This window comes from Novosphingobium sp. YAF33 (assembly GCF_052113265.1).
Lineage (GTDB): Bacteria > Pseudomonadota > Alphaproteobacteria > Sphingomonadales > Sphingomonadaceae > Novosphingobium.
In genome coordinates, this window is the sequence record NZ_JBFRCW010000007.1 from 353,093 (window position 1) to 367,504 (window position 14,412).

Sequence of the window (14,412 nt, forward strand, 5' to 3'; positions counted from 1 at the left end):
ATCGGCACCCGTCAAGGCAGCAGAGCGCCTTCGTGAAGCACACGCGAAAGGCGGCGCGTTTCCTGGGCTCAAGAGCCGGAAACGCGCCGCCTTCGGTGCGATGCGATGGTTTTTCGGGGGGTGGTTCGGACGGCGGAATAGGCCTCGAACCTGGCCGTCAGCCGCCTTTGCGGATGTCCCTAGCGGATGGCCAGCGCCGGTATGGTCTGCACCGGACGATAGCCCAGCAGCTGCCCGGCGGTCTCGACCAGAGGCTCACGCCCGATGGCGATGGCGAGGCCCTGCGTCACTTGCCGCAGCTGTCCGCAATCCAGCCAGGGATGACCGGCGCCGTACTGGTTCGCCATCCCCAGGTTCATCCGCTCCAGCGCGCGCTGGCCGTTCTTCGCGCCATAGGCATGGAGATAGGCGCTGCGCATGTGCCGCGCCGCCGTGTCGAGATCGCCGCGATGCTGCCGGCTGAACGTGTGGTAATCGGTATCGAAGCCCTCGCCCCGGCTCTCGCAGCGCATGGCCGTGACTTTCAGCATCGCGTCCAGACGCTGCACGCGTTCCGATCCGTCATCGCCGATCGCCGCCGGTTTCGGTGCGGCTGCTGCCGGGAGCGCTGCCAGCGCGGCCACCGCGCCGGCGATCGCCAGGAAGGATCGGCTTTTGCTTACGCGCGTTTCAGGCTTGTTGCTCATCTTCGTGCTCCTCCTCCAATGGCGGGTTTTCGTCCCGTCCCAGGGCAAGAGTTTACACGAGTTGGTTAACATCGCCTAAAGCCGGTGACGAGGCGTGCAATCTCCGGCCGCGACATTGCCGGAGCGCGCCGGCACTCTATATCTGCACCGTCGCAATCGACTTGCATCAGAAGGATTTACACGATGACCATCGCCGTTGGAGACAAGCTGCCTGACGTGAAGCTGATCAAGGCCGGCGAAAGCGGCCCCGAACCCGTGCAGAGCGCGGCGTTCTTCGCCGGCCGCAAGGTCGCGCTGTTCTCGGTTCCCGGCGCCTTCACCCCGACCTGCTCGGCCAAGCACCTGCCTGGCTTCGTGGACAAGGCCGCCGAACTGAAGGCCAAGGGCGTCGACGAGATCGCCTGCACCGCCGTCAACGACGCCTTCGTGATGGGCGCCTGGGGCAAGGCCTCGGGCTCTGCCGATGTCACCATGCTGTCCGACGGCAATGGCGACTTCGTGAAGGCCATGGACCTGGTGATGGACGGCACCGGCTTCGGCATGGGCCACCGCGGCCAGCGCTTCTCGATGGTCGTGAACGACGGCGTGGTGGAGCAGATCAACGTCGAGGCGCCCGGCGCCTTCGAAGTCAGCTCCGCGGACCACATGCTCGGCCAGCTCTGACCTGCATGTGAAAGGCGCCCCGGGCGAACTGGCCGAAATGGCCTTTCGCCCGGACCAAGGGGCGGCCTTCCTGCGGGACGGCCCCCCTTTCCTTTGCCCTAGCGGCATCGACGGGGCGTTGGCTTTCCGTCCAGGCCCATGGCGCCTTGCCGCGACCCGGACGGATGGCTAGCCTCGCGCCAAAGCGAGGAGTTTTCATGGCACGTTCGGTTATCGTCACCGGTGGTTTCGGCATTCTCGGCGCGGCAGTGGCCGCTGCATTCGCCCGCACCGGCGACAAGGTCGCCCGTATCGACTTCGCGCCCGAGGCCCGTGACCCGCTGGTCGGCGCACTCGACATCGGCGGCGTGGACCTGACCGACGCCGCCGCCACCCAGTCCGCGCTCGACCGGGTTGCCGCTGCGCATGGCGGGATCGACGTGCTGGTCAATGTCGCGGGCGGCTTCACCTGGGAAACGCTGGAAGGCGGATCGCTGGCGAGCTGGGCGCGCATGCAGGCCATGAACCTGACGACGGCGGCCACGATCACCCAGCTTGCGCTGCCCCAACTCAAGGCATCGGCGGCGGGCCGGGTCATCAGCATCGGCGCCGGAGCGGCGGTAAAGGCCGGCATGGGCATGGGCGCCTACGCCGCTTCCAAGTCAGGCGTCCACCGCCTGACCGAGGCGCTTGCCGAAGAACTCGCCGGCACCCGCGTCACCGTCAACGCCATCCTGCCCAGCATCATCGACACGCCGACCAACCGGGCGGACATGCCGGATGCGGACTTCGCCACCTGGGTCCAACCCGAAGCGATAGCGGACGTGATCGCCTTCCTCGCCTCCGACGCCGGCCGCGCCGTTACCGGAGCACTGATCCCGGTCACGCGCGGAGGCTAAGGCGAAAGGCGGGCATGACGGGCCTCAGCCCGGCCCGCGCCTGTCCCTAAAGATCAGTCCCGCTCGCCGAACAGGCGGCAGGCCACGGCATCGAGCCGCGCCACCAGTGCCGGGTCGCGCGCATCGGGCGCGGTTATCAAGGCATGATCGAGCGCCCGGTCGATGGGGCTGGGTGCGCGTTCCGGCGGTAGGCTGGCCGCCAGGCTCCGCAGCATGTCGCGCGCGACTTTTGCATTGGCATGCATGACTTCCAGGACATGGCTGACTTCGACGCCGGCCTCTTCCTCGCGCCAGGAATCATAGTCGGTGACCATGCCCAGCATGGCGTAAGGAAGCTCCGCCTCCCGCGCGAGCTTCGCTTCGGGCATGCCGGTCATGCCGATCACGTCGGCGCCCCAGTTCCGATACATCCGGCTTTCCGCGCGGGTCGAGAACTGCGGCCCTTCCATCGCCAGGTAGCAGCCGGCGCGATGGACCCTGGCTCCCGCCGCTTCGGCCGCAGCCCCTGCCATTGCGGAAAAGCGCGGGCAGACGGGATCGGCCAGGCTGACATGCGCGACCAGCCCCGTGCCGAAGAAGCTGCCCGTACGCCCCGTGGTCCGATCGATGAACTGGTCGACCATGACCATGTGCCCCGGCGCCATCTCCTCGCGCAGCGAGCCGATCGCGGAAAGCGCCAGCACGTCGGTAGCGCCGCAGCGCTTGAGCACGTCGATATTGGCCCGATAATTCACGGCGGATGGCGGAATGGCGTGACCCGCGCCGTGGCGTGCCATGAACGTGAAGCGCACACCGCCAAGCCAGCCGGTGGTCACCGGGCCGGAAGGCGCGCCGAAGGGGCTGGAGACCGTGATCTCCTGCGCCTCGTCCAGTTCGATGCCGGCGGCAAGACCCGATCCGCCCAGAATGCCGATGTGCCAGAAGCTGCTTTTTTCAGCGCGCAAGGATACCTGCCATGATGATGTCGATCGTGTGTTCGCGGTAGCGGTCGCGCAGTTCCTCGGTCAACGTGTCCTGGTCGAAGCAATGCTTCAGCACCAGCCGCGCCGAGAAGAATCGGTCCACCGCCCCGGTCACCGTGAAGTAGAAAAGTTGCGGATCGATTTCACGGAACACCCCTGCCCGCACGCCGTCGCCAATGAGCTGTTCATAGGCGCGGTAGATCGGCGAGAGATAGCAGTCGGCAATGCGGCGCGCCTCGGTATCGTCGCTTTCGCGCACCATGCGCATGGTCAGGCGGTTCAGATAGGGAACCTCGTAGAAGGTATCGACGACCTTCCAGAGATGGCGCCGCAACTTGGCCTCGGGCGACCAGCCGTCCTTGGCCACCAGCGCGTCGACGCTGGTGACGATCGATTGCCAGTCGCGGTCGAGCAGCGCCTTGAGCAGCCCGGCCTTGTTGCCGAAGTAGTACTTTACCAGCGCCGAATTGAGGCCCGAGCGTAGCGACAGTTCGGACAGCGAGATGTCGATCACGTCGCCGTCACGCATGATGGCGCTCGCCGTCTCGAGCAACTGGGCGCGGGCGCCGGGCGGCGGCGCGCCGGTCTCGCTTGTGGAATTGCCTTGCGCCATGTCCCGGTTTCCGCCCCTGTTCCCCGAAACGCTTACTTCGGGCCCATGCGGATCGCGCCGTCGAGCCGGACGGATTCGCCGTTCATATAGTCATGCTCCAGCATGAAGAGAGCGAGCTTCGCATATTCGTCCGGCTTGCCCAGGCGCTTGGGGAACGGGACCATGGCGGCCAGCGAATCCTGTACCTGCTGCGGCATGCCGGTCATCATCGGTGTCTCGAAAATGCCGGGGAGGATCGTGTTCACGCGGATTCCCTCACTCATGAGGTCGCGCGCGATCGGCAGGGTCATCGCCAGCACGCCGCCTTTCGACGCCGCATAGGCCGCCTGCCCGATCTGCCCGTCCTGCGCCGCGATCGAGGCCGTGTTGACGATGGCGCCCCGCGCCCCGGCGTCATCGACGGGATCGAGCGTGACCATTCCCGCCGCCGCCTTGCTGATGCAGCGGAAAGTGCCGATGAGATTGATGCCGATGGCCTTCTCGAACAGGGCCATGTCGTGCGCGCGCGGCGCGCCGGTCTCGCGGTTCCGGCCGACGGTCCTGGAAGCAGGCGCGATGCCGGCGCAATTGACCAGCACCCGCTCCTGCCCATGAGCGGCGCGGGCCTTGGCGAAGCCGGCATCGACGCTGGCATCGTCAGTCACGTCGACCAGGCAGAACACGCCGCCGATCTCTGCCGCAATGGCTTCTCCGGCATCGACGTTAAGGTCGAACACGGCGACCTTCACACCCTGCTCCGCCAGCGCGCGCGCCGTGGCTGCGCCCAGGCCCGATGCCGCGCCGGTAACGACGGCGGCAAGGCTGCTGTCCAGTTTCATGCTGCTTCCCCTTCCTGCCCGCGCAGGCCAGCCCCACCGAACGGCGAGGGCAGGCATGCCCGATGACCTGGACCTGATGATTCAGGCCCGACGATTTAATCAACCGGTTAAGCAGCTGAAACCGGCAGGTCAATCGGGCAGAGTGAAATCGCGCCCCGGCGTCATGGCCCGCCGTCGTCGCCTGGCGTCGTCGGCCGGCGGGGGCCCCGGCGCGGGGGCCCGCTCCGTGAGCAGGATGGCGCGCTGAATCAGCCTACCGGGTCCATGCCGCGCTGGATCTGCGAACGCTCGATGTTCGAACGATCGCCGCGGCGCTGTTCTTCCCACTGGCTCTTGCTCATGCAGATCTTCTTCGCGCGCAGACGCGAACCGATTTCCTCCACCCGCTGGCAGATCATCGGGTCCTTCTTCTCGATGTCGTTCTTGGCGACGGACGTGGCCGGAACCGCGGCCGGCGCGACCGGTGCAGTCTGCGCCGTCGTTTGGCCCGTTACCTGCGGCGCCGGGTCGCTTGCCAGCGCGGGGGTGGCTGCCAGGACGCAGGCAGCGACGGCAACTCGTGTGATCATGTGCATCGTGTAACTCCGTGGCGCCGACCTTTGGGTTCGCGCGCCGAAAGACTGGATGAAACGAAGGTAAATCGGGACGTATCGCACTTCAAGTGCGCGCTACGTCGAAGGCGAGCGTCATGCGCTCGCCCGCGGCGAAAGGCCGGGTCCCATGCCACATCCAGGACGGGAACAGCACGAGCCGCGCCGGCTTCGGCTCCACCGAAACGCGCGGGGCAAGATCGCCCAGTCCTGCGGGCGCACCGCCCAGATCGAGCCATCCCTCACCGGGAGGAAGGTCTTGCGGAACAGCGAGATAGAGCGCCGAGCTGATCCAGCCTTGCGGGTGATGATGCGGCGCATGAAAGCCCGCGCCGGCCAGCCGTACCGACCAGCTACCGGCAAACCGCGGGCGCCGGCCTCGCTTCCGCGCCAGTGTGGGGTGGGCGGCATCGACCGGCAGAAGGCTGTCTTCGAATTTTGCGATTTCGCCGCGCAGGGCTTCGCGGATGCGCGTGATTTCCGGTTCGCATCGCGCCAGCAAGACCCCGTCCGTCTGAGTCCCCCCGCGAACGGACTGATCGAGGAACCGACCGGATCGCGCATGGAGACCGCGCAGCATCGGCACGAGCGCGTCCAGCCCGATCTCGGCAGGATCGAGGTCGATCACGCGGACAAGCCCCTCCGCCTCCAACCAGGCAGACCGCGGATCGCCAGCCAGGCGCCAGGCCAGGGCCGCATAAGGCCAGATCGCTTCCGCGCCCTCCCCGGCGAGAAGAGGCTCCATTTCCGAGACGGCCTGCGCGGCGTCCCCCCGTCGCAGCAGATGGCGCAGGCGCCAGACCGCATGGCCCTGATCGGTCGCGGCACCCAGAGCGGCGAATGCGGCGGCCGCTTCCTCGCCCCGTCCCAGTTCGTCTAGCGCAGCCGCCCGCGACAGGAGGAACGTGCGAACCGGCCCGTGAACAGCGATCGCGCGGTCCGCTGCGGCCAGGACTTCGGCATGGCGCTCGCCGGAAAGCAGCAGTTCGATGGCGAGCGCCCGCAAGCCATCGCTCTGGGGGAAGCGCTGCAAGGCCGCCTCGATGCTGGCCAGCAGCCGGCCCTCCTGCCCAACCATGACGGACAACTGGGCGAACTGGCGATGTCCTTCCATCCAGCCGGGATTGGCCGCGAGCATCGCTTCCAGTTCGGCCAGGCCGCGCGGCCCTTCCCCTTCGGCAAGCCGCGCCGAGGCGAGCCCCAGCCGGATCTCGCCTTTCGCGGGGGCCAACACGGTCGCCTGCTCGAACAGCCGCGCCGAAGGGCGCCCCGCCTCCAGCGAGACATGCGCCAGCGCATGGACCACACCGCCATTGCCCGGCGCCAACCGCTGCGCCGCCTCCAGCGCGGCAACGGCACCGTCACGGCGGTCGAGCGCGCGGCGCAGCATCGCGGTCCAATGGAGGATGGTGACATCGGCGGGATGGCGGGACGGATTTCGGGCCAGCCAGGCCGTCAGCCGCGCTTCGGCCTGTTCCTCGTCGCCGCGGGCGAGCGCCTGTTCCGCCAGTTCGGCCAGCGCCTGCCTCTCGTCTCCGGGCACGGACACTAGCGCCCGTCCACGTCGCGGCCCGCCGCGGCAATCGTCGCCGCCACCGCCCCGCGCTCGGTTTCGGCAAGGCCGTAATGCCAGACGTCGAAAATCAGCACGATCCTGAGGACATCGGTGGGATTCATCGCCTCGTGCTCGATCGTATCGTCGAACGCGAAAGCCGCGCCTTCCCGCCATTCCCGCGTCTCGGCGCCAACGCGGAACCAGCAACCCGGCGGGACGACGAGCGGCAGGTGGCAGACCAGCCGCGTATTGTCGACGCCGACATGAGGCGGGATCGCGGTTTGCGGCGCCAGCAGCGAAAACATCGCGTTAGGAGAGGCGCCGGCGACTTGCGGCTGTGGCAGGCGCGAGAGGATCTCCATCGTGCGCGGCGCCTGCGCGGCGTTGTGCGTCACTTCCCTGCCGTGTCGCAGCAGATGGATCGCGCTCCAGTCGCGGCTGCGGTTCAGCGGCCGCCACTGCGCCAGGTTCTCGCGGTCCTCATATTGGATGTAGGGTTCCAGCTCGGCGCGCTCGGACTGCATCAGCGCCAGCATCTCCGCACGGATCGCCTCGAAACCGGCCTCCACTTCCGCCAGCCACGGTGTCACATGGCGGGGATGGAACTCCCGCTCAACCAGGCCGGGATAATGGAAATGCGTGGGTTCGCTGTGATAGACCCGCGTCTTGCGCAGGATATTGTCGCGGAACCGCGCCATCCGCCAGTCCAGATCGGCATCGGCATCGGCCTCGATAGTCTCGGCCTCTTGGCCCGCCGTCCGCGCGACTTGCTCCAGGTGCTGGCCGCGCTCTTCCAGCCAGTTGGCATGAAACGCCCTCCCCGCCGCTACGGCAGCTTCGAGCGGCGACGGCATGGGGCCCTCCGGCAGCTGCGCCAGGGCTTCGCCCCAGGCCGCGCCCGCCTGGGCATCGCCGATCCGTTCCAGCAGCCCGGCCCGCATGACAAGCGCCATGAAATCGAGCGGCGCCAGTTCCAGCGCGCGGTGGACGGCCTCCAGCGCCTTGTGCGGCTGCCGCAAGGCCCGGCGCAGACCCGCCAGCTTGAGCCATTGCGCCATGAGCGCCGGCACATCGAGCGACGGCAGTTCGAAATCGGGCGAACCCGATTCCGATCCGGCGCTCTCCAGCAATATCTGCAGGGCCTGCGCCGCGGCCGGGAGATTGCCCGCCGCCGTCAGCCGGTCCACTTGCGCGAAAGTCGTAGTCCCTGAGTTCATTGCCCCCCCGAGCGTGTTCAGACCGGATCGATGTCGAGGTCCGGCGGGCCGCCCCAGGCCGGCACCCGGTCGTCCTCAAGCGAATAACCGAAGCGTTCCACCCAGGGCCGCAGGATATCCAGCACCGGTTCGAGATGCTTCTCGTACCGCCGCCAACGCCCGGCCGCGCGGGTATAGATCGCCTCGGTGACCTGGGCGTAGCTGGCCGTGCGCACCACGCCGCGCGCACGTGCGGCTTCGCGGTGGTCGAACGCCTCGCCGGCCCACGGCAGGTCCAGCCAGTCGAACAGCGGTGCCAGCTCGCGCGCCTGGTCTGCAACCAGCCTTTCGTAAACGACCGTGCGAACCGGCAGGTCGAACACCTCCCGCGCCTGCTCCCAATAAGAGAAGGTGAGATCGTAGAACCGCGCCGCTGTCTCCAGATCCAGGAAATTGCTCATGGCATTGTTGGGGCGGAAGTTGGTGATGAAGCAGCTGAGGATGACGTCGCAGGGGTGCCGCAGCGCCAGYACGAAGCGGGCATCGGGGAACAGGCGGCGGATCACCGGGACTTTGCCCAGGTGCAGCGGGTGCTTGTCGATGATCAGCGTGTCTGGCGCCAACCTATCCGGCCCCAGCGGCGCATGCTGGGATACGCGCTCGAAGTAACGGGCCCGCGCGGCAACGATGGCCGCGGCATCCAGCCCTGCCAAAGCGTTCACGCCGCCAAGCTGCGTCTCGATTTCTCCGAAGAAAGGTTCCTCTTCCAGCACCAGGGTGTTCGGCGCCGTCATCAGCATCGTATCGAGCAACGTCGTGCCTGAACGAGGAAAGCCCAGCAGAATGACCGGAGAGGCACGATCGGCAGGCGGGGTCTCGCTCCAGCCGCCCAGCCACTGCGGCGTCACGAGCGCCCGATCCCGCGCGAGATCGCCGCGGAATCGCTCGGCGCGAACGGCAGGCTGCGACGGCTCGTCGAGATGACTGGCGTTCATGGCGGCGAATTCGCCGAAAGCCTCGTCATAGCGTTCCATGCGGTCGAGCATGATGCCGCGAAGCTGATGGCGGCGATTGGCCACGACGACCTCGCCCGACTGCTCCAGCGCCTCGAATGCCGGCCCGAAGTCCTCGGCCCGCTTGAAACGCAGGGCATCGATATAGGCCAGCGATTGCGCATCGGTTCCGCTGGCAAGGGCGCGCTCACGCAAGGGTTCCAGCTCCGCCTCGCGGTTGCTGCGTTCATAGACGGCAGCAAGCCCGACGAAGGACGGGCCCAGTGCCGGCTCGATGACAAGAGCGGCCTCGAACTGGCCTTCGGCGATGGCATAGTCGTTACGCCGGGCGGCTTCCTGACCGTAATCGGATTGCAACGCGGCATTGCCGGGCTCGCGCCGCGCTGCCTCGGCGATGGCTTCGTACTGGCGATCCTCGATACCGTTATCGTGGTAAAAACGCGCCAGAGTCAGCATCGGCACATGATCGTCCGGGAAATCGCGCGCCGCATCGCGCAGCACGGTCTCCCCTTCCTCCACACGTTCCGCGAGGAGCAAGGCCGTCCCCAGATTGACGCGGATCGGCGGGGAATCGGGAGCCAGCGCCATCGCGCGCTGCAGCACCTCGATGGCTTCCGCCGCCTCTCCCTGCTCGCTGAGGGTGTTGCCGAGATTGTTCAGCAGCGACCAATCGTCCGGCTGCCTCGCCAGGACATGGCGATAAAGCCGTGCGGCCTTGGCAAAATCTCCGGCCTCCTGCGCCAGATGCGCACCGAGCCGGGCAAGGCGCAGGCTCGGTTCAGCGAAAGCGCAGGCTTCATCGCAGAGCGCCAGGGCCTCGTCCTTGCGATCGGTCCGCAAATAGGATTCGGCCAGATTGGTGCGCACGACCAGGTCCTGCGGTCGCAGGGAATGGGCGCGCTCCAGATATGTCGCAGCACGCGCAAAATCGCCGCGGTGGAACTCAACCGCACCGCCGAGAGCGGCCAGCGCGGGATCTTCGGGCTCGGCTGCCACGGCCGCGACGACGGCCTGCGCCGCTTCGTCGAGCCGCCCCATGCGCGCCAATCCGGCAATCCGGCGAAGCTCATCCGAGGGATTGGGCTTTTCCGATGGCTTGGCGGTCGTGGTCATGCAGGGGTCCGAATTGCTTGGCGGACGCGTCCGCCGGAAACAGAAGCGGCGGCCCTCCGGGGAAGACCGCCGCCAAAGACTAACCGTTCGTGGGAACGATTAGAAGTTCATGCTGATGCCCGTGAACACGTAGCGACCCAGAACGTCGTACGTACCCGGATAGGCGTTGCCGTTGCAGACGACGCTGGCGCATGCGTTCGAGGTGACCAGCGGCGGATCCTTGTCCAGCAGGTTGGTCGCACCCAGACGCCAGGTCAGGTTCTTGCCGAGGTCGGCGGTCAGCGTCAGGTCGAAGTAGTCCATCGCCTTCAGCTTGTCGTCAAGCGAGTTCAGGTTGCGAGCGGCGCGCGATGCCGAAGTCGCCAAGGTCGACGATTCATTGGCAAACTCGACAGTAGCCGACGAGAGGTGACGCCACTGCAACGAAAGTCCTACGCCGTTCGACATAGTGTAGCTGACGCGGGCCTTATGGCGCCACTTGGGCAGCGGAGTGCCGCAAGTCGGACCGTAGTAGCCTGCACAGTTGTACGACTCGGTCAGACCATTGTCGACGATGTAATTGTTCAGCCAGGTGCCCACGAAGCTAAGCGACACGCGGCCGGCATTGCCGATCTCGGTCGAATAGTTGCCGTTGAACTCGAAGCCGCGCGTCTTCACGCCGCCCACATTGTGGTAGATGTCGACCACGTAGCCGCCCGAAGTCAGCCACAGCGAGCCCGAGGGATCGCGGTTGACCAGGTCGCAAGCGTCATTGTTGCCCGTGCCGCAGGCCGCGAGGATCGCGTCCGCGCCGTACTGCTGGATGGCCTGCTTCACCTTGATGTCGAACCAGTCGACGCTGGCGGTCAGACCCGGAACCCAACGCGGCTGAAGAACGACACCAAGGGTCTTGGTGGTCGACTTTTCCGGATTGAGGTCGGGGTTGCCACCGATCAGGCCGTTGTACTGGCCGGCCGGGTTAAGCGAGGTACCACCGCTGACGCCCTGTGCGGCGCAGACGGGCGTGAGCACGTCCTGACCGGCGCAAGGATCGGTCGTGCCGTCAAGCGCGACGATCTGCGGAGCGAACAGTTCCTGGATGTTCGGCACGCGGACGGCGCGGTTGTAGCCGGCGCGCAGACGGATGTCCGAGACCGGGGCAAGATCGACACCCAGCTTGTAGGTGTTGGTGTTGAAGGTACGGCCGTTCGAGATGCTGTAGTGCGAGTAGCGATAGCCGCCATTGAACGACAGGCTCTGGATGAAGCTGTCCTGGACGATCGGAATATCGATTTCGCCGAAGAACTCGGTGACCTTGTAGGCGCCGTCGGTGTCGAGCGTCGGAGCGCCCTGGCCGGTGAGATCGCCGGTGGTGAAGGCGTTGTCGGTCCGCAGTTCGAGCGAGTCGCGGCGGTATTCCACACCAAGCGCCACATTGACGCCGTCCGACGACCACGGCGACTTGATGCCGTATTCGCCGAGCATGCCGGTGAAGCTGGCGCTTGCCACCTGCTGCGAGGTCTGGCCCTTCATGAAGCCGGTCGCCGTCAGATAGTCGAGCGAAGCCTGCGAGATGTTGCCGCTGAACACGTCATAGGGCGAGCAGTTCGGGTCTTGGCCGGTGACCGTGACGCGGCAAGCCGGGCCATTTGCCGTCTGGACAACGTCGAGCGCGTTGGCAAGGCGGGCAGCCGAGAACTCGTTCGAGTAGACCTGCGTATAGTTGGTGCGGCCATACTGGTAGTAGGCGTCGTAGGACCAGGCCTTGCCCAGCTCGCCGCGCGAACCGATGACGGTACGGAACGAGGTGTGCTGGAGATCGCTCTGGCGAGCGCCGCCTTCGACGTTACGACGCAGGAGCTGCATGAACGCCTTGTTGTAGGTCGCACCGGTCGTGGGATCGGTGAAGTTGACCGGAGCGGCGTTGGGGTTGGTGTTGTAGTTCGCACCAGCTGCCAGCGGGAAGTTTCCGAGGAAGCCGTTGATCAGGTTGCTCGGCTGGCAGATTTCGGTGCGCTGGGCGGCCGACATCAGCGGGTTGTCGCAGTTGATGGTCAGCGTGTTGCCGAAATCGCCCGACGGCGCGATCTGCGCGACGGTGCGGTCATCCATGAACATGAATTCCATGTAGGGATGGATCGCGGTGTTGATTTCGTAGTCGGCGAAGACGCCAGCCGTGTAACGTTCGTCCGGACGCTGATAATAGTTCAGCGGCGCGAAGTTGTAGATGTTCTGGCGGCCCTGCGTGATCGTGCCGGCGCCAAGAGCACCGATCGTCGACGAGCTGGTGTTGGCCGGATCGTAGTACAGGACGTTGCCCGGTGCAGCCGTTGCCGAACCGCCGCAAGCGAAGGTTCCGGCAGCGTTCGTGCCGATCGAGCACGACGAGTAGTCACGCTTGCGCTGAAGAACCGGGGTGGCACGGCGATAGCCGACATAGGCAGTGGCGTGGCCACGGCCGTCGTCGAAGCTGGTGCCGAAGGCCGCGGTCAGGTCGTACTGGCCACCGTCGGCATTGCTGCCGCGCGGGTAGGCATAAGCCGGATCGCCCGCCTTGGCATCGAGCAGGTCGCCGATGAAGCCGTTCTTGTTCTTGTGGGTGTAGAGACCGTAGTTGGCGTCGATCTTGAAGCCTTCGAACTCGGTATCCATCACGAAGTTGACGACGCCGGCCACGGCGTCCGCGCCGTAGGTCGCCGAAGCACCGCCGGTCAGCACGTCGACGCGCTTCACCAGCGCAGCCGGGATGAAGTTAAGGTCAGCCGCCGAAGTGGTGCTGTTCGGGTCACCGGTCATCAGACGGCGACCGTTGATCAGCACGAGCGTACGCGACGGGCCGAGGCCGCGAAGGTCGACCGTGGCGGTGCCGGTGGCGCCGTTGGCGAGGCCCGAGCTCTGGCCGGCAACAACCTGCGGCAGCGAGTTCAGCAGGTCTTCCGTGCGGGTCGTGCCCTGCAGCTGGATGTCCTGCGACGTCACGGTGGTGATCGGCGCGATCGAAGCCTGGTTCGGTGCTACGATGCGGCTGCCGGTAACGACGATCGCCGGACCGCTGGCGGTGTCGTCGGCCGCGTCCTGCGCCTGGGCGCCGCTGCTGAGCAGGGCGAAGCCGAGCACCAGAGGTGCTGCGCCAGCCTTCAGCGCGGTGAGAGTTTGCTTGTTCACGTGTGTGTGTCCCTTTTTTCTAAGGCACGGTGTGACGCCGCCCCTTGAATTTTCCGACACGCGACCCCCCTGTAAGGATATTTCGCGCGGCGGAAGATAGGCTTTCATTACGCAAAGCAGGACTTGCTCAAAGGGCTTTGACGGTTGCCCCGCAACATTCGCGGATCCTTGTGACAAATCCGCAACAAAGGCGAATTAGACGAGCGGGTTTTACAGCGAATCCCGTTCAGCTCAGTCCGCAAATTTCTGTTCCATGTCGTGACATTGCCGCAACATCATTTCACGGACGCGTCCATCAAGAGCGTTAATGCTGCGAAAGCACAGCAGAAGACCCCATATTCTGCCGCTCGATCAGTTCGCTTGCTGCCGCACGGTTTGGCTTGCTACCAAACCGGACATATCCGGCAGCGAAGGGAACGGGCATTGAACAAGGCATATCTGTCAGCGGCGGCCATGGCGCTGCTGGCTTCCCAGGCGGCGCTGGCCGCCGACAAGACCCCCACCGATCAACCCGAACCCTACCGGCAACTCGTCGCCTGCCGTGAAATCGCCGACGCTGCCGCGCGCCTGGCCTGCTACGACAAACAGGTTGCCGCGCTCGACCAGGCCACCAGCCGGCACGAAATCGTCATCGCCGACAAGAAGGCTGTCGAAACCGCCAAGCGCGGCCTGTTCGGATTTGCAACGCCGGTCGCGAAACTCATGGGCTTTGGAGGCAATGAGGATGCAGCCGAGGAGTTGAAGGCAGTCTCGACGACCGTCGCCGGCGTAAGAAGGACCGGTGCGGGCTGGCTGATCGATTTCGAGGACGGCAGCACCTGGGAGCAGAACGACACGCGCGACTTCGTGCTCTCCCCCAAGATCGGCAACAAAGCAGAAATAGCACGCGGCGTGCTTGGAACGTTCACCGTCTCGGTGAATGGTCAAAGACCGATCAAAATGCGCCGCGTGAAGTGACGTTTGCTTCACGACCATGACGATCGGCACGAAAAAGCCGCGAGCAACTAAAATTCTTCATCATGGGTCGCGCACGACATATTTCGTCTCGATATTGCCTAGACATTAGATTTTTGTGACAATCCGATCACAACTACTCTGAGTTATTGACGGAAATCTCCCTGAAAATGCGGAGTTTTGCTGTTGCAGCTTTGTCACAACCGTAGCTGCAATTCGGCCGAGGG

At 65.7% G+C, this 14,412-nt stretch carries 12 protein-coding genes; 3 read left to right on the top strand and 9 right to left on the bottom strand.

The annotated features are described in order from the left end of the window. Positions 1-179: 179 nt before the first annotated feature. Positions 180-686 (bottom strand): S-adenosyl-L-homocysteine hydrolase, encoded by a 507-nt coding sequence (locus tag AB4Z00_RS17195; RefSeq protein ID WP_442046700.1) that lies wholly within the window; start codon positions 684-686, stop codon positions 180-182. 183 nt (positions 687-869) lie between these two features. Here AB4Z00_RS17195 and AB4Z00_RS17200 point away from each other — a divergent pair, with 183 nt between their 5' ends. Together AB4Z00_RS17200 and AB4Z00_RS17205 are read left to right on the top strand one after the other, a co-directional pair. Then, positions 870-1,349: a peroxiredoxin gene (locus AB4Z00_RS17200; protein ID WP_132263396.1), complete on the top strand. Its 480-nt coding sequence runs from the start codon at positions 870-872 to the stop codon at positions 1,347-1,349. A gap of 197 nt (positions 1,350-1,546) precedes the next feature. Continuing rightward, the gene (locus tag AB4Z00_RS17205) at positions 1,547-2,227 is read left to right on the top strand and encodes an SDR family NAD(P)-dependent oxidoreductase (protein ID WP_134093145.1); all 681 of its coding nucleotides are present in this window, start codon (positions 1,547-1,549) and stop codon (positions 2,225-2,227) included. A 53-nt stretch (positions 2,228-2,280) separates the two neighbouring features. Here AB4Z00_RS17205 and mtnP read toward each other — a convergent pair whose 3' ends face one another. The 8 genes from mtnP to AB4Z00_RS17245 all read right to left on the bottom strand — a co-directional run bounded on the left by mtnP (position 2,281) and on the right by AB4Z00_RS17245 (position 13,231). Next, positions 2,281-3,171: an S-methyl-5'-thioadenosine phosphorylase gene (gene mtnP / locus AB4Z00_RS17210; RefSeq protein ID WP_442046701.1), complete on the bottom strand. Its 891-nt coding sequence runs from the start codon at positions 3,169-3,171 to the stop codon at positions 2,281-2,283. Beyond that, positions 3,161-3,802, bottom strand: coding sequence for a TetR family transcriptional regulator (locus AB4Z00_RS17215; RefSeq protein ID WP_132263401.1), 642 nt, complete (start codon positions 3,800-3,802; stop codon positions 3,161-3,163). Before AB4Z00_RS17215 ends, mtnP begins: the two co-directional genes overlap by 11 nt. Before the next feature lie 32 nt (positions 3,803-3,834). After that, complete coding sequence (locus AB4Z00_RS17220; RefSeq protein ID WP_442046702.1) at positions 3,835-4,620, bottom strand: SDR family oxidoreductase; 786 nt, start codon at positions 4,618-4,620, stop codon at positions 3,835-3,837. Positions 4,621-4,868: 248 nt separating this feature from the next. After that, positions 4,869-5,195 (bottom strand): hypothetical protein, encoded by a 327-nt coding sequence (locus AB4Z00_RS17225; protein WP_442046703.1) that lies wholly within the window; start codon positions 5,193-5,195, stop codon positions 4,869-4,871. A gap of 82 nt (positions 5,196-5,277) precedes the next feature. Next, entirely contained in the window at positions 5,278-6,759 is a 1,482-nt protein-coding gene (locus AB4Z00_RS17230) for a 2OG-Fe(II) oxygenase family protein (protein WP_442046704.1), read from the bottom strand. Next, entirely contained in the window at positions 6,759-7,982 is a 1,224-nt protein-coding gene (locus AB4Z00_RS17235; RefSeq protein WP_442046705.1) for an aspartyl/asparaginyl beta-hydroxylase domain-containing protein, read from the bottom strand. Before AB4Z00_RS17235 ends, AB4Z00_RS17230 begins: the two co-directional genes overlap by 1 nt. Positions 7,983-7,999: 17 nt before the next feature. After that, positions 8,000-10,087, bottom strand: a complete 2,088-nt coding sequence (locus AB4Z00_RS17240; RefSeq protein WP_134093151.1) for a tetratricopeptide repeat-containing sulfotransferase family protein — start codon at positions 10,085-10,087, stop codon at positions 8,000-8,002. A 99-nt stretch (positions 10,088-10,186) separates the two neighbouring features. Continuing rightward, positions 10,187-13,231: a TonB-dependent receptor domain-containing protein gene (locus AB4Z00_RS17245; RefSeq protein WP_314465854.1), complete on the bottom strand. Its 3,045-nt coding sequence runs from the start codon at positions 13,229-13,231 to the stop codon at positions 10,187-10,189. 453 nt (positions 13,232-13,684) lie between these two features. Between AB4Z00_RS17245 and AB4Z00_RS17250 the strand changes: the two genes are divergently transcribed. Next, positions 13,685-14,188 carry a hypothetical protein gene (locus AB4Z00_RS17250; protein WP_442046706.1) on the top strand — a complete coding sequence of 168 codons (504 nt, stop codon included), beginning with the start codon at positions 13,685-13,687 and terminating at the stop codon, positions 14,186-14,188. Positions 14,189-14,412 lie beyond the last annotated feature (224 nt).

What these genes read in the sequence shown, in the direction of transcription:
- AB4Z00_RS17205 (WP_134093145.1), top strand. Translation starts at nt 1,547, where the DNA reads ATGGCACGTTCGGTTATCGTCACCGGTGGTTTCGGCATTCTCGGCGCG.
- AB4Z00_RS17225 (WP_442046703.1), bottom strand. Translation starts at nt 5,195, where the DNA reads ATGCACATGATCACACGAGTTGCCGTCGCTGCCTGCGTCCTGGCAGCC.
- AB4Z00_RS17250 (WP_442046706.1), top strand. Translation starts at nt 13,685, where the DNA reads ATGGCGCTGCTGGCTTCCCAGGCGGCGCTGGCCGCCGACAAGACCCCC.
- AB4Z00_RS17215 (WP_132263401.1), bottom strand. Translation starts at nt 3,802, where the DNA reads ATGGCGCAAGGCAATTCCACAAGCGAGACCGGCGCGCCGCCGCCCGGC.
- AB4Z00_RS17220 (WP_442046702.1), bottom strand. Translation starts at nt 4,620, where the DNA reads ATGAAACTGGACAGCAGCCTTGCCGCCGTCGTTACCGGCGCGGCATCG.
- AB4Z00_RS17195 (WP_442046700.1), bottom strand. Translation starts at nt 686, where the DNA reads ATGAGCAACAAGCCTGAAACGCGCGTAAGCAAAAGCCGATCCTTCCTG.
- AB4Z00_RS17200 (WP_132263396.1), top strand. Translation starts at nt 870, where the DNA reads ATGACCATCGCCGTTGGAGACAAGCTGCCTGACGTGAAGCTGATCAAG.
- AB4Z00_RS17235 (WP_442046705.1), bottom strand. Translation starts at nt 7,982, where the DNA reads ATGAACTCAGGGACTACGACTTTCGCGCAAGTGGACCGGCTGACGGCG.